The 21,854-nt window shown below is 30.4% G+C and carries 20 protein-coding genes and 1 tRNA gene; 11 read left to right on the top strand and 10 right to left on the bottom strand.

The window, feature by feature from the left end:
* The first annotated feature begins 6 nt into the window (after positions 1 to 6).
* The 4 genes from MRZ80_RS05575 to MRZ80_RS05560 are packed head-to-tail and all read left to right on the top strand — an operon-like array spanning position 7 to position 4,149.
* Positions 7 to 1,338 (top strand): formylmethanofuran dehydrogenase subunit B, encoded by a 1,332-nt coding sequence (locus MRZ80_RS05575; protein WP_292537062.1) that lies wholly within the window; start codon positions 7 to 9, stop codon positions 1,336 to 1,338.
* Entirely contained in the window at positions 1,338 to 3,068 is a 1,731-nt protein-coding gene (locus MRZ80_RS05570; protein ID WP_292537504.1) for a formylmethanofuran dehydrogenase subunit A, read from the top strand. Before MRZ80_RS05575 ends, MRZ80_RS05570 begins: the two co-directional genes overlap by 1 nt.
* The gene (locus MRZ80_RS05565) at positions 3,068 to 3,856 is read left to right on the top strand and encodes a formylmethanofuran dehydrogenase subunit C (protein ID WP_292537060.1); all 789 of its coding nucleotides are present in this window, start codon (positions 3,068 to 3,070) and stop codon (positions 3,854 to 3,856) included. The genes MRZ80_RS05570 and MRZ80_RS05565 overlap by 1 nt, the downstream gene beginning before the upstream one ends.
* Before the next feature lie 14 nt (positions 3,857 to 3,870).
* On the top strand, positions 3,871 to 4,149 hold the full coding sequence (locus MRZ80_RS05560; RefSeq protein ID WP_292537058.1) for a DUF2097 domain-containing protein: 279 nt from the start codon (positions 3,871 to 3,873) through the stop codon (positions 4,147 to 4,149).
* Between the two features lie 83 nt (positions 4,150 to 4,232).
* Here MRZ80_RS05560 and hxlB read toward each other — a convergent pair whose 3' ends face one another.
* The 9 genes from hxlB to MRZ80_RS05515 form a co-directional block, all read right to left on the bottom strand.
* Positions 4,233 to 4,817 (bottom strand): 6-phospho-3-hexuloisomerase, encoded by a 585-nt coding sequence (gene hxlB, locus MRZ80_RS05555; RefSeq protein ID WP_292537057.1) that lies wholly within the window; start codon positions 4,815 to 4,817, stop codon positions 4,233 to 4,235.
* 178 nt (positions 4,818 to 4,995) lie between these two features.
* Complete coding sequence (locus MRZ80_RS05550; RefSeq protein WP_292537055.1) at positions 4,996 to 5,184, bottom strand: 4Fe-4S binding protein; 189 nt, start codon at positions 5,182 to 5,184, stop codon at positions 4,996 to 4,998.
* 192 nt (positions 5,185 to 5,376) lie between these two features.
* On the bottom strand, positions 5,377 to 7,050 hold the full coding sequence (locus MRZ80_RS05545; protein WP_292537053.1) for a DUF128 domain-containing protein: 1,674 nt from the start codon (positions 7,048 to 7,050) through the stop codon (positions 5,377 to 5,379).
* Positions 7,051 to 7,248: 198 nt separating this feature from the next.
* A complete protein-coding gene (gene glnA, locus MRZ80_RS05540; protein WP_292537051.1) occupies positions 7,249 to 8,586 on the bottom strand; it encodes a type I glutamate--ammonia ligase in 1,338 nt (445 codons plus the stop codon).
* A gap of 535 nt (positions 8,587 to 9,121) precedes the next feature.
* A complete protein-coding gene (locus tag MRZ80_RS05535) occupies positions 9,122 to 9,724 on the bottom strand; it encodes a stage II sporulation protein M (RefSeq protein ID WP_292537049.1) in 603 nt (200 codons plus the stop codon).
* Between the two features lie 134 nt (positions 9,725 to 9,858).
* Positions 9,859 to 10,479: a stage II sporulation protein M gene (locus tag MRZ80_RS05530; RefSeq protein WP_292537047.1), complete on the bottom strand. Its 621-nt coding sequence runs from the start codon at positions 10,477 to 10,479 to the stop codon at positions 9,859 to 9,861.
* A gap of 139 nt (positions 10,480 to 10,618) precedes the next feature.
* Positions 10,619 to 11,395: a stage II sporulation protein M gene (locus MRZ80_RS05525; RefSeq protein WP_292537045.1), complete on the bottom strand. Its 777-nt coding sequence runs from the start codon at positions 11,393 to 11,395 to the stop codon at positions 10,619 to 10,621.
* 78 nt (positions 11,396 to 11,473) lie between these two features.
* Positions 11,474 to 12,208, bottom strand: a complete 735-nt coding sequence (locus tag MRZ80_RS05520; RefSeq protein ID WP_292537043.1) for a ThiF family adenylyltransferase — start codon at positions 12,206 to 12,208, stop codon at positions 11,474 to 11,476.
* Between the two features lie 210 nt (positions 12,209 to 12,418).
* Positions 12,419 to 12,527, bottom strand: a tRNA-Met gene (locus MRZ80_RS05515).
* Between the two features lie 167 nt (positions 12,528 to 12,694).
* On the opposite strand from MRZ80_RS05515, the gene MRZ80_RS05510 reads away from it, so the two are divergent.
* The 7 genes from MRZ80_RS05510 (at position 12,695) to MRZ80_RS05480 (ending at position 20,520) form a co-directional block, all read left to right on the top strand.
* Complete coding sequence (locus MRZ80_RS05510; RefSeq protein WP_292537041.1) at positions 12,695 to 13,540, top strand: methanogenesis marker 8 protein; 846 nt, start codon at positions 12,695 to 12,697, stop codon at positions 13,538 to 13,540.
* A 107-nt stretch (positions 13,541 to 13,647) separates the two neighbouring features.
* Positions 13,648 to 14,931 (top strand): phosphomethylpyrimidine synthase, encoded by a 1,284-nt coding sequence (gene thiC, locus MRZ80_RS05505; protein ID WP_292537039.1) that lies wholly within the window; start codon positions 13,648 to 13,650, stop codon positions 14,929 to 14,931.
* A gap of 143 nt (positions 14,932 to 15,074) precedes the next feature.
* Positions 15,075 to 15,242, top strand: a complete 168-nt coding sequence (locus tag MRZ80_RS05500; protein ID WP_292537037.1) for a preprotein translocase subunit Sec61beta — start codon at positions 15,075 to 15,077, stop codon at positions 15,240 to 15,242.
* 457 nt (positions 15,243 to 15,699) lie between these two features.
* Positions 15,700 to 17,439 carry a hypothetical protein gene (locus MRZ80_RS05495; protein ID WP_292537035.1) on the top strand — a complete coding sequence of 580 codons (1,740 nt, stop codon included), beginning with the start codon at positions 15,700 to 15,702 and terminating at the stop codon, positions 17,437 to 17,439.
* A 41-nt stretch (positions 17,440 to 17,480) separates the two neighbouring features.
* The gene (locus MRZ80_RS05490; protein ID WP_292537033.1) at positions 17,481 to 17,888 is read left to right on the top strand and encodes a DUF126 domain-containing protein; all 408 of its coding nucleotides are present in this window, start codon (positions 17,481 to 17,483) and stop codon (positions 17,886 to 17,888) included.
* Between the two features lie 191 nt (positions 17,889 to 18,079).
* On the top strand, positions 18,080 to 18,307 hold the full coding sequence (locus MRZ80_RS05485; RefSeq protein ID WP_292537031.1) for a heavy-metal-associated domain-containing protein: 228 nt from the start codon (positions 18,080 to 18,082) through the stop codon (positions 18,305 to 18,307).
* A gap of 11 nt (positions 18,308 to 18,318) precedes the next feature.
* Positions 18,319 to 20,520 (top strand): heavy metal translocating P-type ATPase, encoded by a 2,202-nt coding sequence (locus MRZ80_RS05480; RefSeq protein WP_292537029.1) that lies wholly within the window; start codon positions 18,319 to 18,321, stop codon positions 20,518 to 20,520.
* Positions 20,521 to 20,599: 79 nt separating this feature from the next.
* On the opposite strand, the gene truD is transcribed toward MRZ80_RS05480, so the two are convergent.
* A complete protein-coding gene (gene truD / locus MRZ80_RS05475) occupies positions 20,600 to 21,850 on the bottom strand; it encodes a tRNA pseudouridine(13) synthase TruD (RefSeq protein WP_292537027.1) in 1,251 nt (416 codons plus the stop codon).
* Positions 21,851 to 21,854 lie beyond the last annotated feature (4 nt).

Genomic DNA, 21,854 nt, shown 5'->3' with positions numbered 1-21,854 from the left:
AAGCGTATGATACAAAAACCAGTAGAAGATTATGATGAAGAAATAAGAAACTGTTCATGTTCATACTGTGGAAATAACTGTGATGATATAACATATCTTCTAAAAGATAAAAAAATTGTAGCAGTAAGACATGCATGTCGTTTAGGTGCAAGTAAAATAATAAATGATGAAGATCAAAGACTACTAAATCCAATGATACGAAATGAGGAAGGAATACTCAAGGAAGTAAGCTGGGATGAAGCACTAAATAAGGCAGCATCACTACTAAAGGAAAGTGTAAGACCACTATTTTATGGATGGGGTGAAACATCAGTTGAAGCAATAAAATGTGGAATAAAAGTTGCACAAAAAACAGGAGCAGTAATGGATAACCAGTCAACAATATGTCATGGAGCATCAATACAGGCATTTCAAAACATTGGACATCCTGTAATGACACTAGGTGAGGTAAAAAATCGTTCAGATGTAATAATATACTTTGGAACAAATCCAATGGATGATCATCCAAGACACCTGTCACGCTACAGTGCATTTCCAAAAGGATTTTTCAGAGAAAATGGACGTGATGATAGAACAATCATAACAATAGATCCAAAATATACAAACACAGCAAAAGTATCAGATCGTGTAATAAGCTACGCAATGGGAGAAGATTATGCATTCCTAAATGCACTTCGTGTAGCAATACAATCAAAAGAAATCAAATCTGAAGAAATTGCCGGAATAAAACGTGAAGAAATCTATGAACTAGCTGAAATTATGAAAAATGCAGAAAATGGAGCACTGTTCTTTGGACTTGGACTTACACAATCTGAGATGAAACGTAACATAGATATACTTATCCAAATAGTAGAAGATCTTAATGCATACTCTAAATGGTCAATGCTTCCAATGCGTGGATTTTTCAATGTTAATGGATTTAACATAGCAATGACAACAGAAACAGGATATCCATATGGAGTAGACTTTGCACGAGGATATCCAAGATATATGATAGGAGAGACAACAACAATCGATCTTCTAAACCGTCGTGAAGTAGACTTCTTTGCAGCAATTGCAGCAGATCCTGTAATACAATTCCCAGGACATTCAATAAAACACCTAGCTAATATTCCAACAGTACAGATAGATACACACTGGGGACCATATACAGAAATTGCAGATGTAGTACTTCCAAGTACAAGAGTAGGTGTTGAAACTGCAGGAACAGGATATCGTATGGATTCAGTACCAATATATATGAAAAAGGTAATTGAAAAGCCAGAAAATTGTCATTCAGATGAATGGATTTTAACAAAATTATATGAAAAACTACAACAAGATGAGGATGGTAATTAATTATGGAATATACTTTAAAAAATGGTATAGTATTTGATCCAGCAAATAATATCAATGGAGATATGATGGACATCCATGTGCGTGATGGATTTATAGTAGAGGATGTCACATCATCTGCAAAAACAATAGATGTAACAGGAAAACTTGTTATGCCAGGTGGTGTTGATGCACACTCACACATTGCAGGTCCAAAGTTATCAGTTGGAAGAATTTATCGTCCAGAAGATATAAGACGTGGAATAAAACCACCTGTTAAGGGAAAAGTTCAAGGATTTGAGGCAGGATTTTCACTACCAACATGTCCAACAATAGGATACAGATACACAAAGATGGGATATACAACAGTTACAGAGGCAGCTGTTCCACCACTTGAGGCAAAACATGCACATGAGGAAATTAACAGTATTCCAAATCTTGATATTCCAACATTAACACTCTTTGGTAACAACTGGTTTATGCTTAAGTTTGTAAAAGAAAACAATATTGAAGATCTTACACTTTTCATATCAAAATGGCTTAAACTTGCAAAAGGATACGGTGTAAAGATTGTAAATCCATGTGGAAGTGAAGCATGGGGATGGGGACGTAATGTTCATGGAATAGATGATCCTGAAGATAACTGGAATGTAACAGGACGTGAAGTTATACGTGCTCTTTGTATGGCTAATGAAAATCTTGCACTTCCACATTCAATACATGTTCATACAAACGATCTTGGACATCCAGGAAATTATGAAACAACACTTAAGACATTTGATTGTATAAAAGATATTAAGAAAAATCCAAATGTTGAAAGAAACCAGGTAATGCATTCAACACACCTTCAATTCCATGCATATGATGGAACAAACTGGCGTGATGTAACATCTGCTGCTGATAAAATTATTGATTATATAAATAAACATGATCATGTTACAGGTGATATTGGACAGGTAACATTTGATGAAACAACAACAATGACAGCAGATGCACCTATGGAGTATGACTTATATAAACTCACAGGTCTTAAATGGGCAAATAAGGATATTGAAGTTGAAACAGCATCAGGTCTTATACCAACAATATATTCAAGTAGATCTCCTGTTGGAGCATTCCAGTGGGCTGTAGGTCTTGAATTCCTATATGGTATTAAAGATCCATGGAAGATTGTTCTTACAACAGATTCACCTAATGGTGGACCATTTATACGTTATCCAAAAATTATATCCTGGCTTATGAGTAATGAAAAACTTAATGACATGCTTGATAATGAAGTTCACAGCTGGGCTACAAGACGAACAACACTTGCAGAGTATGACCGTGAATATTCATGGAATGAAATTGCAACAATTACACGTGCATCACCTGCTAAGATTTTAGGTCTTACTGATCGTGGACATCTTGGTGTTGGTGCTAAAGCTGATATATCAGTATATGATATTGATGTAAATGATTTTGATGCAACACGTAAATGTAATTCACCAATTGTTGAGGAAAAACTCCTAAATAGTCTTTATACTATTAAAGATGGTGAAATTCTTGTAAAGGATGGTGAAATTACAAAACTTGTTGGTAGTAGACATGTATGGACTAATGTATGTGGACTTGAAGATAAAGAAGAAGAATTAATTAATAGAATAAAACCTGACTTTAATAGATTCTATACAATAAAATATGAAAACTATGGAGTTTCAGATCATTATCTTGAATGTGAAAATAGAGTAGATGTAAAACCTGGATGTGATATTTAATGAAAATTATAACATTATCTATGATAAAGTATTCCCAAATTCCACTAGAATTTGATAATGTTCTACCAGAGCTATTATATGATAAAACACTCAAAGAAATAGGGGATGTAATTGTTTATCGTGGAAATTCGCAGTGTGCTCTTAGTGAATACTTTGATGTTGCAGTTGAAGGTGAATGTAATTGTGCATCTGATTGTAAAATCATAATGAATGGAAATCTTGAACGTGTAAAATACATAGGACTTAACATGTCAGAAGGTATGATTGAGGTAAATAGTGGTGTAGATTTACATCTTGGAGCACAAATGAGTGGTGGACATATCATAGTAAATGGTGATGCTGAAAGCTATGTTGGACGTGAAATGAAAGGTGGACTTATTGAAGTTAATGGTAGCACTAAAGAGTTCTGTGGTGCATCCTATATGGGTGAATGGAGAGGAATGTCTGGTGGAAAAATTATCATTAATGGAGATGTTGGAGAGCAACTTGCTGAATGTATGTCATCTGGTGAAATCTATGTAAAAGGTAATTGTGGAAAGCTTCTTGCAATACACATGATGGGTGGATATGTTCAAATTGATGGTGATGTTGACAGATGGCCTGCAGGACAGATGAAAAAAGGTACTGTTGTAATTAATGGATCTGTTGGTGAAATTCTTGAAGGATTTACTAAAAAAGAGACAGTTGCAAATCCACTAATTAATGGTAAATATCACATTGGATCATACACTCTCTATGTGGGTGATGTAACAGTACGAGGAAAAGCACAACTTTGGATTAAAAACTAGAGGAGTGGATATATTTGGCAGATGAAGTTATATTAGAAGAATGTGAAGTTATAGACTATATTGATCATAATTTCAGGGAAGGAGCACTTATTGAAATAACATATAATCGTGTTTTTATTCCTGGAAAACTATTATATTTTGAATATGATGATGGTGATCTTATTTTAACATTACAACTTCAAGGTGAACTTCTAAGTCAAGTTGTTGATATTAATATTAACAATATACTAGATGATATCATTGAAATATGTTATACATATGATGATAATGAAACAATTCTAGTTATAAAATAAGCTTTAAATTAGTTTTGGAGTTTAAATTTATAGAAAAAGGATTTAATTATAAAATCCTTTACCCTACTATTTTTTTTATATATTTATTCAAGCACAGTATGTCTTGCTTTAAGATCTTTTTCTGTTTGATGTAAATCTTCCATAAGCTGTGCAATTATTGAATCAAGGAAGATTAAACTACTAATTTCAAATATTGTTCCCATTGGTGAGAGTGTGCTGTGAAGTCCACTTATTTGACGGGATGTGTAGTTGTTATCTTCATCTATTTTTGTTCTTCCTTTAAGTTGAATTATGATATCTGCTTCATTTGCAAGAGAACTATTAGTATAGGATGTGATTGCTATTATTTTTGATCCTATATCTTTTGATGTTGCCACAGCACTAAGTATGTGACTTGTTTCTCCTGATCCTGATATTGCAATAAGACAATCATTTGGTCCTATTGCTGGTGTTGTTGTTTCCCCTACTACAGCAACACTTAATCCAAGGTGCATTAAACGCATAGCAAATGCTTTTGCTACAAGTCCTGAACGACCTAATCCCATAACAAATATATTTTCAACTTCTCTAATCATTTGTGTCATTTGTGTGACATCTTCATCTTTAACACCGTGTGTTGTTTTGTTTACATTTTCTATTATGTCATTTAATGCATCATCAAAAATCATTTTATTTAATTCCCATAAAATTATTAACGTTTTGTATATATACTTATATGTTGAATTTTATATTATAATCTTTTTATATTATTAATTTAGTTGTGTTAAATCTAGGTTTATTTTCATAAAAAAAGTAATAAAAAAATTATGTGTGGGGGTTAATTTAAATTAAAAGGCTTTAATTTATTTATAATGTTAATGCTTCATTTGGGCAGTTTCTTATACATAATTCACATGAAGTACATGCTGCCTCATTAATTACAGGATATCCATTAACATCATCTATAGCATCTAGTGCACAAACCATTATGCACACTCCATTTCCAGGACATTTTTCTATTCCATTACATCTATCTTTGTAAATTGTTACAACCATTATTACACCAAATTTTTGATATATATTCCATATTTTTTTTGAATATATAATTTAAATAAATTTTTTTTTATACTAATATATTAATTTCTAAAAATATAAAAAGCTTTTTTATATAAAAAAATAATTTAATACTTTAATTAGTTTAAATAAGGGTAGTTATGTAAAATATGGAAAAAATAGTAAATAAGGGAATTATAATTCTTCAAATTCATTATAATTCATAATACTTTCAAGAGTTTTAACTTCAACAGGTATACCATTTTCTTTTATTGCAACAACAGGATTTAATCCTCCAGATAAGACATATCCAAAGTTATACTTTTCAATTCTTGCATTGTATGTGTATTCATTAGGTTTTCCAATACAAAGAGCATCAAGTCCTGTACTTTCAAGTTCTTCAAATATTGATACGGTTTTTTCACGTGCAATATATGGTACTGTATGAACACTTGCAAGAATTTTACCATTATCATCAATTGCATCTGTAACATTTTGCATATTCTTTTTAATGAATATTTCATGAGGATCAAGAGATGAACCCTGATATGATATTAATTCAATAAATCTCTTATTATTACCATAAATATCTAGAACACCACTATATTTAGGTATGGAATTTATACCAAAGTTTGTAAGAATTCCATCAAGTGTAAGACTACAAATTGTAGCAATACCAACTTTATCTGAATTTGGCACATCAACTAGAGCATATCTGTTTCCAACACAAAATTCAGGCTTATTTTTATAAACACTATTCATAATTTCAATTGCATCATCAACATATTTTTTATCAATATATGATGTATTTGCAAGAACATCTCCTTGTTGAGTTTCAGGATCAAATGAAACATTAGATATTAAATTATAAATCTTGTTCATTAAAAATTCTACTTCCATTGATATGTCAGGATTTATTTCATTAAATGGAAGTTTTGTATTGTAGATATTTGATGATTGCATAGATTCATAATTTGCATAGGAATCTGCAACTTTCACATCAAGATCATATCCTTCCTCTTGTGCAGCACATAGTGGTGTAACACCTCCAATAACTACAATTCCTATCATTTGATCACGAACAGGTATTCCAAGTACTGGTTTTCCAACATCTCCAATACTTATTACTCCACCAATTCCTATCTTTTCAAGTTGCCGGAGAATTGATGTTGCCTTATCTTTCATAACGGCTGGTATTATTCTGAAGTTTGCAGGTATAATTCCTGTTCCTGAATTCATTACATCAAGTACTGATGTTGTATCTTCTCCTGTAAATGCTTCAAGTGGTGTTAGTGATGTTTTTGTATATGATATTTGTTCAATAAATGATATTGGTGTGTTATCTTCAACTTTCAGAAGTCCTCCACATATTGGCTTTGTTATAATACCTTTTTGTTGGAATACTCCATCTATTGTTGTACCACATACTGTTTCTATGTATTTTTTTTCATTATGTTCTACTATGTTGTATCTGTCACTTACTGCTAATCCCTTTTCTAGGACTTCATTTAGTGTTGATTGCATTGCTTCATGATCATCTATTGATGACATATTTACAATTACAGAACCTTTTCCTGTTAGTGGATTAATTGATACATTATACATTTTCTCTTGAAATCTTGAAAATGTAAAATCTACTTGGTCATAGATTAATCCTTCTTTTAGTTCTTCAATTCCTTTTTTTGTTATTTTACGTCCTTTATATCCTACTTTTTGGGTAAGTTCTTTTTCATCTAAGATATGCATATGGTATCTTACAGCTCTTTCTCCTAGTGAATATCCTCTTTTTTCAAGTTCTTCTGATATTACTTTTGCACCTAGAATTTCATTTTTGCTATATAGAATACGTAAGATTTCCATCATTTTCATATCTGTTTCTTGTTTTATGGAAATAGTATCATATCCTCCTTACTTGGGGCTAATTTTTTTTGTTATGATATTTTTCATATATTTTTTTTGATTTACAAGTTTAAAGGACGACTTTGCCTTTTTAACAAAAAAAGTGTTCATGTGTTTAGTTTTTAAAAAAAAGATAAAATAGTGGGGGGTTAGGTTTTAATTAAACATTTATATGTTTAAGAATTTATCACGTTCGTAGTCAAATACTTGTATTCTGTAGTCATCCCATTCTGCTCTTTTTATGTTGTAGAATTGGTTGTATACATACTCACCAAGTGCATTTTGTACAACTTCATCTTTTTCAAGTGCATGGTATGCTTCCCAGAGACTTGTTGGTAGTGTGTCAATACCTTTTTCTGCAAGTTCATCTGGTGTTAATTCAAATGCATTGAATTCTGTTGGTGCTCCTGGATCAATTTGGTTGTCCATTCCGTCAAGTCCTGCTTCAAGAAGTGCTGCAAATGCAAGGTATGGGTTACATGATGGATCTGCTGATCTGCATTCTACTCTTGTTCCAACTCCTCTTGATGCTGGGATTCTTAGAAGTGTTGATCTGTTTCTAAGTCCGTATGCTATGTAACATGGTGCTTCATATCCTGGTACAAGTCTTTTGTATGAGTTAATTGTTGGTGAAAGAATTGCTGATAATGCTTTTGCGTGTTCAAGTAATCCTCCAATGAAGTACATTGCTTCTTGTGATAGTTGTGTTTCTGTATCTGGGTCGTAGAAGATGTTTTCTCCATCTTTAAATAGACTTTGGTTACAGTGCATTCCACTACCATTAATTCCGAAGAATGGTTTTGGCATGAATGTTACTTGACATCCGAGGTTATCTACCATTGCTTTAATTGCTTGTTTGAATGTTACTACAGCGTCTGCTGTTTTTAGTGCATCATCAAATCTGAAGTCAATTTCGTGTTGTCCTGGTGCTACTTCGTGGTGACTTACTTCTATGTTGAAGTTTAATTTTTCAAGTCCGAGTACGATTTCTTTTCTTATGTCAATACCTTGATCTAGTGGTTCTACATCGAAGTATTCTGCTGAATCTGCAGGTACATATTCTCCGTTTTCATCTTGTTCTATAAGGAAGAATTCTGGTTCAGGTCCTATGTTGAATTGGTATCCTCTATCTTCTGCTTTTTTAAGTGATTTTTTAAGTACTCCTCTTGGGTCTCCTTCAAATGGTGTTCCATCGATGTTGTATACATCACAGATAAATCTACATGCACCTTTTTCATCTGGTCTCCATGGAAGTGTTGAAAATGTACTGAGATCTGGTTTTAATGCAAGGTCACTGTCGTTAATTCCTACAAATCCAGGTACTGATGATCCGTCAAAGAGTAATCCGTCTTCTATTACATCTTCTACATCGTCTGGTCTATTTAGTGATACTGATAAGTTTTTAGGAATTCCGTGTATGTCTACAAATTGGAATCTTAAAAATTTAGATCCGTATTCATCTATTGTTTTTACTATTTCATCTATTCTGTCATCACGTTCTGACATAAATCTTTCACCTATATATTTTTTTTATTGTTGTTATATTGTTTTTTTAATGTATATGGAGGGTATTTGTTAATCTAATAATCTTTTTTATTCTAAGATATTTTTGTTGTATTGTAGATTATTTTTTCTTTTTTTTAATTAAACACATTTTAGTCGGAAGTCCTTTTCCTACTTAATGATTATTTTATAAACTAATAGTATATAAACGTTTTGAAAAATAAAAAAATAAACCCCGAAATGAATAATTAAACAAATAATCTATAAAATAGCATCTATCAACTTAAATAAATGGTAAACACCATATTTCCTTCTATATATAATACTATGAAATTAAATAATATTTAAACATTTATCTAAAAAAAATAATAAAAAAATAGACAAATAAATATTTTTTATATAGAAAAAATAGAAAAAAACTTAATTTAATAAAAACATCACTAAACACATTTCATTAAATATCAAAAATATTATCTAATTTCTAAAAAATACACAAATAACCAAATTAAAAAAATAATAAAAAAAAGGGAGGAGAAAATTACGACATTAAAGATAAAATAACTATAGCATAATAACCAGTAATATAAGTTTCAATAAATGCTGCAATAGCAAGCAATATAAAACATATTATAACAGTCACTCCCACAGCTTTAATTAAATCATGTGAATTATTAAGTTCATCTTTATCTGATTTTTCCTTATTTAATGCTGCTTTTATTATACGTACCTCAACATGTGTTAACATAAGTGCACCAGCAAGTGCAATTATAAATGATGAAATTTCAAATATTCCATGTGGTGCAACAATTATCCAAAACATTACAGGACCATACAACATCATACAATATCCAACAAAAAGAAATGAAGAACTACCAAAAAAGAACAATGAAGGTATTGAAAGTAATGCTCCTCCAAAAATCATTCCAAGAGCTATAGCAAAATTATTTGTAAATATTGAAAATACAGTTTCAGACTCACCTCCCATCTGAGCTGCTGAATCAAAAAATACACTTAAATCAGCTGCAAATACATATCCTAATATAACTATTATAACAGCCACTATAAATGCTACAATTAAATACTTTTTTGATGTTTTAAAATACTGTTTTAATTCATTTTTTACTTTATTAATAAAAGACAATTTATTTTCACCCACTACTTTTTGAGTATATACTATTTCTTTTAATATTCTAAATAATTAATAGTTATTAGAGATTCATATAAAATCAAACTAACTAATCAAAAAAAAGAGAAAAAAAGAGGGTTAAATTTTCATTATATTATTGACATTATAAATTGATAAAGTGCTCCAGTTATAAAGTTTTCAATAAATCCTGCAATAAGTAAGAGAATAACAACTAATACTATACTAACAATAATAGCTTCAATTAAATCTTTTGAATCATTAATTTCATCTTTTATTGTTTTTTCATCTGATACAAGTGATGAAAGAAGTCTTATAATAAGTGTTGTTATCATAAATGCTGCAGAAAGTGAAAGTATCCATGATGGAATTTCAAATATACCATGTGGAATTATAAGTAAGAGAAAATCAAAAATTGGTGTAATTGTTGCAACATATCCAAGCATTGCACCATTAATAAACATTCCAAATATACTAATTATTGAAAAAAGTACTCCACCAAATATCATTATAAGATCACTTTGAAGATTATGAGTAAAAATATCAATAAATCCAGCAATTCCAAATATTTCCATAGAATCTGCCATATCAGCCATTATCATATTCATTAAATAGCTGATATCACCACTATACATGATACCAAGAATAAATGAAATAATAAGTATAACAATAGAACAGATTGCATATTTCTTAATAAAGCTAAGATATGACTTTAAATAATTAAAATTTAAATATTTATCAGTAAATGACAAAATATTCACCTCCCACTACTTTTTTATTAGAATTATATCTAAAGTTTATAGTTTAATTACTTTATTATATTCTATAATGGATATAATAGTGAAAAAAAGAGACTAAAAAAAGAAAAGGAGGGGATATTAGATTATAAGTTTATAGTATTCCCAGCATGAAAAGTCCAAGATATCCTAGTGGTTCTGTTATGTTTCCTTCAATAAATGCTGCAACTGCAAGTAGTATGAAACATATTATAAATGTTACAATATATGCTTCAAGTAGGTAGCATGAATTATTATGATATTCATCTTTCATTGTATTGTTTTTTGATAGTGCTGCTTTTGCCATGTTAATTGTGAAGTGTGTTAGCATTAATGCTCCTGCTAGTGCAAATATACTTGATGGTATTTCAAAGATTCCATGTGGCACTACAAATAATAATATTAATATTGGATCTGTTGTTGCAAATGTTGCACCTATTATTATATAATTATAAGCTGAAACCATTATTCCATATATTGACAAAAACAGTCCACTTATCAGGACACTTGCATCAATTGAGAAGTTATGAATAAAAAGTGATAGAGCATCAAGATCATTATCTTCATTATCTGATGTGTTATCTTGAGGTGGTTGGATGTTTTCAACATCTTCACTACTTATTCCCTCATATCCTATATCATCATATATATTATACTTATCATCATAACTTGCATCATCATATAAGTCATAGTTTCCATCAGCATATCCTTCATCAACTACTTCATCATACTGGTATGCTATATCATCAGGTAAAGCACCTATACTAACACTTAATGCTCCAAGTGTTGTTATAATAATTGCAAATATAAGTGATACAAGCAGGTATTTTTTTGATACTTTGAAGTATTCTTTTAGATAATCACGACTAAGATATTGTTTTAGATGAAACATGACAATCTACCACCTCTTTATTTTTTTTAATATATATTTAAAGAGGGAGTAATTTATATATTATTTTATTGTTTTTTTTTAGAATTCTATTGTTCTTAGTGATGTTATGTCAAATATGTCCCACATCATTACTTCTGGTGCTAGTATTTGATTTTCAAGATCTAGTATGTATTTTATTGTTTCATTAACTTCTAGTGCTGCAAATATTGCTGGTGTTGTTCCTAGTACTTGTGGTTTTTTTGAGCTTATTGATAGAAGGTATTCTTTTGCCTCATCTAGTGGTTTATCTTGTGATTTTAGTTTAAAGAGTTGTTCATATGTTGGTGTGGTTTTGTCAAATATTGTTAGTTGTCCTGATGTAGATTCTACTGCTGAGTGTATGAATGTTTTTTGTTGTTTTTCTGCTGCTCTTGATATTAATACTCGTGTGTATACATTATCTACTGCATCTATTATTATTGTGGAGTTTTTAATTATTTCATCTATGTTATCTTCTGTTATGTGTATGTCATATGCATCTATTTGTGCATCTGGGTTTATATTTAGTGCATGTTCTTTTGTTGTTTGTGATTTTGATTTGTTTATTGTTTTAAGGTTGCTTCTTAGTTGACGATTTAGGTTTGTTTTGTCAAATACGTCTTCATCTACTATTGTTAGTTTTTCAAATCCTGTCCTTATAAGTTGTTCTATTACCATTCCACCTAGTCCGCCACAGCCTATTATGCATACTGGTGTAGTTTTTATGATTTGTTGTTGTTCTTTGGTGAATATTTCAGTTTGTCTTTGTATCATTTGTTCATATAGATTTTCCATATTATTTCATACTCCTTGTTGATTTATTTTTTTTTGGGATATATTATATTTATAAAAAAAGAATTATATAACAATTGTTAATTTTGTAAGTATAAAAATTAAAATTAAATGTAATTATCAATAAAAAAAGAATTTTAAAAAAAACCTGGAAAAAATAAAATGTTTCAAACATTTTATTAGGATTTTAACTTATATTATTTTTAATATAAGTGCCGGGGGCGGGATTCGAACCCGCGACCTCACGGTATCCCAGGAAAAAGTCAGAGCTCTGCTTAATACCCTATGAGCCGTGCGCTCTAACCAGCTGAGCCACCCCGGCGTGGCTGCTTAGTAATAATTATATTTGAAGTAATATATATACTTTATGGTTTATTAAACTAAAATATAAAATTCAAAAAAGAAATACCCACAACCAATCTAAAATTATTAAAATAGCAACATAAGTTATATAATAATATAGTAAAACTAGGGAAGGATTGGATTAAAATGAAAGATAGGCACGTAATTGAAGCACTAGGAAATGCAAAAGTAACAATAGAAGATTCAAAAGTAGTAAATGTAGAAGAACCAGACATAGACTACTGTCCAATATTTAATAAATATCATAACATCAAAGAAATAACAAAAGATGAAATAAAAAACAACATAGAATTTAGAATAAAAAAATTTGGAATGTGCACAAAAGACCGACAAATAAAACTAGATGACATGCTAAGTGTAGGAATATCAGAAATACTAAAAACAAACACAGAAATGGGAATAATAGATGTGGTAGTAGGTGCATGTGAAGGAGTAGGAACACTACTAATGACAGATCCTGATATAATCCAAGGAGTAGGAGGACGAGTATCAGCACTAATAAGTACAACACCAATAGATGAAGTAATAGAAAAAGTAGGACGGCAAAATGTAATAGATCCTGAAAATGCAACACTCAACCCAATTGAAGGAATAAAAAAAGCAGTACAACTAGGATATAAAAATATAGCAGTAACAATACTCCCCTCACCACTAATAAAACAAATAAGACAAATGCAACTACCTGATGATGTTAAAATATACATACTAGTAGCACATACAACATCAGCACCAGAAGAATTAATAAAAGATGCATTTAAATATGCAGATATAATATCCTCATGTGCATCAAAATATGTACGATTATATGCACAAAAAAATAAGTCATACTACTATGGAAATAACGTACCAATGTATGCAATAAGTGAAGATGGACGCACACTTCTTGATAACAGACTTAGAAAAACAAATAAAAAACTAAGTATTAATGATTATCCACAGGATCAATCAAATATTCCACATCCTTTAAAATAAAAAATTATAGTAAATAAATAATACTAATATAATATATAACAAATAAAAAAAAAATTTAATAAAAAAATTTATATGAATTTAAAAACTTATTAATGGGGATAATAAATTTGACACAACTAGAACAAGCAAAAAAGGGAAATATCACACCTGAAATGGAATATGTAGCAGAAAAAGAAAATATTGACGTTGAAAAACTACGAAAAAACGTTGCTTGTGGACAAGTGGTTATACTAAAAAATGAAGTGGCAAATACAAAACCAACAGGTGTTGGAAAAGATCTTCATACAAAAATTAATGCAAATATAGGATCTTCAACAGAACAAGAAAGTGTAGAAGGAGAACTAGAAAAGCTTGACATACTACTAAAATATGGTGCAGATGCAGTTATGGATCTAAGTACAGGACCAAAACTTAATGAAATAAGACAGAAAATACGAGCAAAAACAGACATACCACTAGGAACAGTACCATTATATGAAGCAGGAGCAGTAACACTAAAAGATGAAAAAGCAATGGTGGATATGGATCCAGACATACTATTTAAAACCATAGAAAACCAGGCAAAAGAAGGTGTTGACTTCATAACAGTACACTGTGGTATTACAAAAGATTCAGTAAAAGCAGTGGATGATTCAGAACGTTTAATGGGAATTGTAAGTCGTGGAGGAGCACTAACAGCAGCATGGATTATGCATAACGAGTGTGAAAATCCACTATATTCTGAATATGACTATCTTCTTGACATCTGCCGTGAATATGATGTAACACTCTCACTTGGTGATGGACTAAGACCAGGATGTACACATGATGCAACAGACATAGCACAAATTCGTGAACTTACAACACTTGGACGTCTTGTTAAAAGATCAAAAAATGCAGGAGTACAAGTAATGGTAGAAGGTCCAGGACATGTACCAATAACACAAGTACAAGCAAATATGCAGATACAAAAAACAATATGTGATGGAGCACCATTTTATGTGCTAGGTCCACTAGTAACAGATATTGCACCAGGATATGATCATATAACAGCAGCAATAGGAGCATCAATTGCAGGAGCATCAGGTGCAGACTTCCTCTGTTATGTAACTCCAGCAGAACACTTATGTATTCCAAATAAAGAACATGTAAAACAAGGAGTAATAGCATCAAAAATAGCAGCACAAGTATCAGATGTTGCAAAAGGATTACCATCAGCAATTAAACGTGAAGAAGACATGGCTCATGCAAGAGAAGATTTCGACTGGGACAAGCAATTTGAACTTTCAGTTGATCCACAACAAGCAAGAGAATACTATGAAAGTCAGAAAGCTGATGATGATGAAATGTGTAGTATGTGTGGAGATTTCTGTGCAATAAAAATGATAAAAGATCATCATAAAGAACTCTAGAAATTACATCTATATAAAAAGATTTAATATATTTAAAAAAGAAAATAGTAATATAATATAAAATCTTTCTTTTTTAAATGATTTTTTAAAGTAGAGATTAATTTTCAGTTTAAAATAATGGAAAAATATGGGAGAATACAAAAATGGCAAAAGATAAAAAAACATTACCAGCAAGTGGTGCAGGTCTTGTAAGATACTTCAATGATGACAGTTTCGGACTCTCACTTTCACCAAATCAAGTTATTGTAGGAACAATTATTATAATGCTTGTTTGTATAGCATTAAGATTTACAACAAATGTTGCAATTTAGACTCTTTGATAGTCTAATTTTAAACTTTTTTTTTTAATTATTTTATTTTTTATAATCAACTTTTCTTTTTTTTAAAAATATCTCAATTAATTAACAGGACTTTTTTTGAATATTTTATATTAAATATTACATTATTATTAGATAAGTTAATAATAAACAAACAATATAAATTTAAATATAATTATTAATTATGATTAATTATGATAATTTTTATTTCATAAAATAATGTAGGAGTATTTACAGAAAAATATTAACTTATAATTTTAAACTAATTTAACTCATAATAATAGTCTTTAGTTTAAAAAAATTCATTATAATCAATTAACAAAACTTAATATAATAACAGAAAATATTATTTTCTTAAATTAAATTATCACGGATTTAATTTAAATTTAAATGGAATTTACATTAAGTTATAAAAAATTTGGGGAATTAATAAAATAGGTTGGAATATAAGATGAGTGAAAAAAGAAATACAAAAACATCAAATGTACTTTTTAAAAATCACATAAAACCAAAATCACAGAAAAAAGATGTTGATCCTAACGATAAAGGTGAAGATAAATACGTAAGTAAAAAACCAAATCTCTTAAAAAATACAGGAATTAAACTTAAAAAAAGAGTTGCACCAGGTTTATCTAAAATCATCATAAGAAAAAATAAAGAAGAAGCTGAAGCTAAAGCAAAAGCAGAAGCAGAAGCTAAAGCTAAAGCAGAAGCAGAAGCTAAAGCAGAAGCAGAAGAAGCAGCAAAATCTGAAGAAGAATCAGCACCTGTAGAAGAATCTGAAGATACAGAGGAACCTGTTGTTGAAACTAAAGAGGAAGTTGTAGAAGAATCTGAATCTGCAGAGGAACCTGTTGTTGAAACTAAAGAAGAAGTTGTAGAAGAATCTGAAGAAGAAGTTGTTGAGGAAGAAACTGGGGATGAATCTATGAAAGCTACAAAAGAAGATGTAGAAAATGCTAAAAAATACATAGCAGAAATTCAAAAACAAGAAAGAGAAGCAAAAGCAAAAGCAAAAGCAGAAAAAGAAGCAAAAGCAAAAGCAGAAAAAGTAGTAGATAAATACAATTTTGAAGAAAATGCAGATCTTCAACAAGCACTTCTAGAATCTGAAGAAGCAGCACAAGAAGCAGAACAAATCAAAGATGAAGAAGAAGAAAGACTTAAAAATAAAGAAGAAAAAGAGAAAAGAAAACTTGCAAAACAAAAAGCAAGAGAAGAAAAAGTAGAACAAAGAATCAAAGAAGAAGATGCAGCTAAAGCAGAAGCAAAAGCTAAAGCAAAAGCAGAAAAAGAAGCTAAAGCAAAAGAAAAATCAGAAAAAGCTAAAGCTAAAGCTAAAGAAAGCATTAAAAATGTAGAAAAAGAAATTGATAAAGTAGCAGAAAAAGTAAAAGAAGCTTCATCAAAATCTAAAAATGTTTCATTCACACAACTTCTAAAAGAACAAGGAGTAACTGAAAAAGTAAAAGAAGTTGCAGATGGAATAATTGAACAAACAAAACAAACAACACAAAAAATGGTTGAAATAACAAAAGATGTTGAAGAAAAAGTAAAAGAAGTAAAAGAGGATGTTGGAGAAATGAAAGCTAAAGCAAATACACAAGAAAATACAGATGGAAAATCATTCACACAATCTCTCAGAGAACAAGGATTAATTGTAGGATCCGATGCACCTAAAGCTGAAGCTCCAAAATCTGAAGAAGCTCCTAAAGATGAATGTAAATGTGAAACTAAAGAAACACCTAAGGCTGATGCTCCTAAAGCTGCTCCTGCTGGTGGATCATTCACACAATCTCTCAGAGCACAAGGTCTTATTGCAGGATCTGATGCACCTGTAGCTGAAGCACCTAAAGATGAATGTAAATGTGAAGAAAAAGTAGAAGAAGCACCTAAAGCTGCACCTAAAGCTGATGCTCCTAAAGCTGCTCCTGCTGGTGGATCATTCACACAATCTCTCAGAGCACAAGGTCTTATCGAAGGATCTGATGCACCTGCAGCTGAAGCACCAAAAACAGAAGTAGAAGCTAAAGATGAACAAGAATGTCAGGAAGCAGAAAACTGTGATGTATGTGATAAAGCAGATGACTGTGACATTAAAGAAGCACCTGCAGAAAAACCATCAGCTAAATCTGCAGATGGTGAAAACTTAACATTCCCTGAATACTTAAGATCACAAGGTTTATTATAAACCTTCTGTGATTTATCATTTTAAGGAGAGTATTATTTGTTATGTCAGATACAACTATAAACTGTAGACAGATATCAAAAGGAAAAATAACAGGTGATGCAATAGTAACAAAAGATCCTATTAGTTTTCTTGGTGGAGTAGATCCAAAAACTGGTATTGTGATAGATAAAAATAATGAATTATTTGATAAATGTATCACAGATAAGATTTTAGTTATGCCATCAGGTAAAGGTTCAACTGTTGGATCCTATGTTATCTACCAAATGGCAAAAAATAATACAGCACCAAAGGCTATTATTTGTCAGAATGCTGAACCTATTATTGCAATAGGTGCTATTATTTCAAAAATACCTATGGTTGACAATCCTAATGTTGATATTGTCGCAACAGTATCAGATAATGATAATATAACAGTAGATGCTGATGATGCAACTATTGTAATTAATTAAGGTTGCATTGTCATTTCAACCATCTTTTTCTTTTTTTATAAAACCTAATTTAGTTATACCTAAAAGTATATTAAGAGCTGAGTTAATAAATTACTAATGTAAAAAATTTTACATAAAAAAAAATTAAATAAATTATAACAAAATACTAAATTATTTTATAAGAAATTAAATTAAAACGGGGTGAAAGTATAATGGCTCAAAAAACTGAAACATTTAAAGTTGAAGATATGATGTGTGATGCATGCATAAACACAATAACAAAAACACTAACAAACAATGAAAATATAGAATCAGTAAACTGTGATCTTCAAACAAAAAATGTAGATGTAACATATGATGATGAAAATGTAGATGCAGAGGAAATTATCAGTACACTTGACATGGTAGGATTCCCAGCAACTATTAAAAAAAAACTATAAATATTGGGGGCATGACCTGTGTCATGTGTTCAAGATCAATAACCACCGCAGTATCAAGAATGCCAGGAGTTTACTCAATTTATGTTAATTTAGTATCACAAACAGCAGACATACTTTATAATCCAACAGTTGTCCAGTTAGATGATATAGCAGATAGAATTAACAAAATTGGGTTTAAATATCTTGGTGTTGTAGATAAAAATTCCATAAATAATGATAAGATCAAACAGTTACATGAAAAGAATCTGAAAGAAAAACTAAATAGATTAGTTGTAGGATTTATATTTTCAGCAATTTTAATGTTTATAATGTTTGCAGATCTTGGAATTGGACATAATGAAAAATCAATAATATCACTTATTATCTGTATAATTCCACTTATTTATGTATCATATCCAATCTTTAAATCAGGCTATTTTTCACTAAAAAATAAGAATCTTAACATGGATGTTATGTATTCACTAGGAATTGGTATAGCATTTATTGCAAGCTTACTAAGTACATTCCATTTACTTGGAAATTCAAATTTTATGCTTTATGATACAACATTAATGCTTGGATCATTTCTAATGCTTGGTAAATACCTAGAAGATAAGGCAAAATCAAAAACATCAGATTCAATAGATTCACTCATGCAACTTAAAGCAACAGAGGCAACAGTTGAAAAGAAAATTGATGGAAAAATTATACAACAAAAAGTTGACATAAACGATGTTCTAAAAGGCAATATCTTAGTTATAAAACCTGGTGAAAAAATACCAGCAGATGGACGTATAATTGAAGGAAGAAGCTATGTTGATGAATCATTAATAACAGGTGAATCAATACCAATACTAAAAGATGTAGATGATGAAGTAGTAGCAGGATCAATAAATAAGGATGGATCATTTAAGATCTATGTAACAAATACTGGTGAAAAAACAGTACTTTCACAGATTATTACAATGGTTCAAGAAGCTCAAAATTCAACACCACCAATACAACATCTTGCTGATAAAGTTATTGGAATATTTATACCAGCAATACTATTAATTGCATTTATATCATTCATAATATGGTATGTAATAATAGGAAATGGCTTCATGTATAGTCTTAGCATCTTTATATCAGTAGTAGTTGTTGCATGTCCATGTGCATTAGGTCTTGCAATTCCAACAGCACTAACAGTAGGTGTAGGTCTTGGAGCAAAACATGGTATTTTAATTAAAGATGGTGAAACAATAGAAGTATCAGATAAGATAACACACATATTATTTGATAAAACAGGAACAATAACAGTAGGACAACCAGTATTATCTGATGTAATTAATTATTCAAACTTAAGTGATGATGAAATAATAAAAATTGCAAGATCACTAGAGATACATTCACAACATCCAATAGCAGAAGCACTCTTTAATAATGAAGATAAAAATGGATTTGAATTGTATGATGTAGATGATTTTGAAAATATTTCAGGAAAAGGAATAGTTGGAAAAATATGTGATGATGAGTACTATATAGGAAATAAGAAATTAATAGAATCAGAAAATATCACAATTTCAGATAAACTACTAACAGATCTTAAAGCTCAAGAACTTGAAATGAAAACTACAATTATTATGGCATCAAAAAGTAGTGGAGTTATTTCACTTATTTCTGTTGCTGATGTAATTAAAGATAACAGTAAAAAGGCAATAGACTACTTACATTCAATGGGTATTAAAACTACAATGGTTAGTGGAGATAATATAAATACATCCCAGATTATTGCACAAAAAGTAGGTATTGATGAGGTAAAAGCAGAACTTCTTCCAGGTGAAAAACTAGCCTATGTAAAACAATTACAAGATAAAGGAGAAGTTGTTGCATTTATTGGTGATGGAATTAATGATGCACCATCATTAAGTCAGGCAAATGTAGGAATTGCAATAGGTACAGGTACAGATGTTGCAATAGATTCAGGTGATATTATACTTATTAATGGTGATCTGCTTAATGCTGTTGCAGGACTTCAAATAAGTAAAAAGACAATATCAAGGGTAAAACTTAACCTCTTCTGGGCATTTGCATATAACATAATACTAGTACCAATAGCTGCAGGAATACTATATCCATGGCATGTAGTATTTATGCCAGAATATGGAGCACTTGCAATGGCACTAAGCTCTGTAAGTGTAATAACACTATCATTACTACTTAAAAGATACACACCAGAAGTACTTAGAAAATAAAAATAAAAATAGAATGAGGGAAGAATTTATTCTTTCCTTATATATTCTCCCCTTCTTTGATTATTAAAAAACTTTTTTTTTATACATTATGTTTTATTATTTCACGAAGAACAGCAGTTGCATAACATCCTCTTGGTATGAAGAATTCAACACATATTCCATCATCAATTTGTGTAACATTTGTATCTTCAATTTTAAAACGAACAGATCGTCTTACACCATGACTTCCAAGTTTAGGTGTTTTAGGACACTGGAATGCTTCTTTTGTAATGTTCTCTTCATCCATTACTCGTCTTTCAATTTCACCTTCAACTCCATCTGCAAGAGGTACTTTAGATCCATAAAGTGGTGCTGTAGGATTAACTTTAAAATTATCAATATCATCCTGTATTGTCTTTTCATCTACATCATGAACCCATCTTTCCTCACCATCAATTATAATATCACCAGGGAGATACTTGTTAATTCCAACCTTTGCACGTTCATTAATAACCTTATTGAAGAGATATGATTCATATGCATTTACAAACATTCTTTTAAGAGGTTTTGGAAGAGATTCAATAGCTTTAATATAATCTTTTTCATCAACATCTCCTCGTTTACGCTCAGCATCAATTAAAACTTTAATCATTGACTTTTCATATCTCATACTTTTTGGCATAAGTTCATATGCACCTTTAAGATCTCCCTCATCATAGAGTTTTCTTGAATCATAATGGATTCCTTTTTCATTTTCATTAGGATTTCCAATGTATGTATCAACAGCACCTTTAATGTCTCCTTCAACTAGACATTTTCCAACAAGATGTGTTGTTGATCTTAATTCACCAAAACGTTGATATCCATAATAGTTAGGAACACCAGTCTTTTTTAGTGATTCAAGAACTTCTTCGGCAATTTCTTTATCCTCAGCAGGATTGTTTGTATTTTTAATATTTAATTTGAACTTATTTCCTTTTAGTTGTCCCATTCTAAGCTTTTTCTGACTTTGTTGTATGTCAAGAATTTTAACATTATGAAGTTGATCCTCTAAATTTGGAAGTTCTTCTTTTGTCATATTACTTACACATAGCCATTGTCTGGTTATTGCAGATCTGTCCTTCATTCCAGCAAATCCTGTTCTTTTACGGCTGATATGAAGTATTTTTGCAATGTCAAGTACTACATCTAGTGTTGTTCTTCCATTTTTTTCAATTTGAATCCATGTATTTTGTCCTTCACCTGTAGGCATCTGTAGTGGAACTTCCTCTACATAGAAGTCCTCATTTTCTTCTCTTATTATTCCACCTGTTGGTTTGGTGTTTGTTATGAATGTTTCTGCATTTAACATGATA

Origin of the sequence: Methanosphaera sp., assembly GCF_022768985.1 — an archaeon.
Classification (GTDB): Archaea; Methanobacteriota; Methanobacteria; order Methanobacteriales; family Methanobacteriaceae; genus Methanosphaera.
This window is presented reverse-complemented; position numbering and strand designations above follow the sequence as displayed.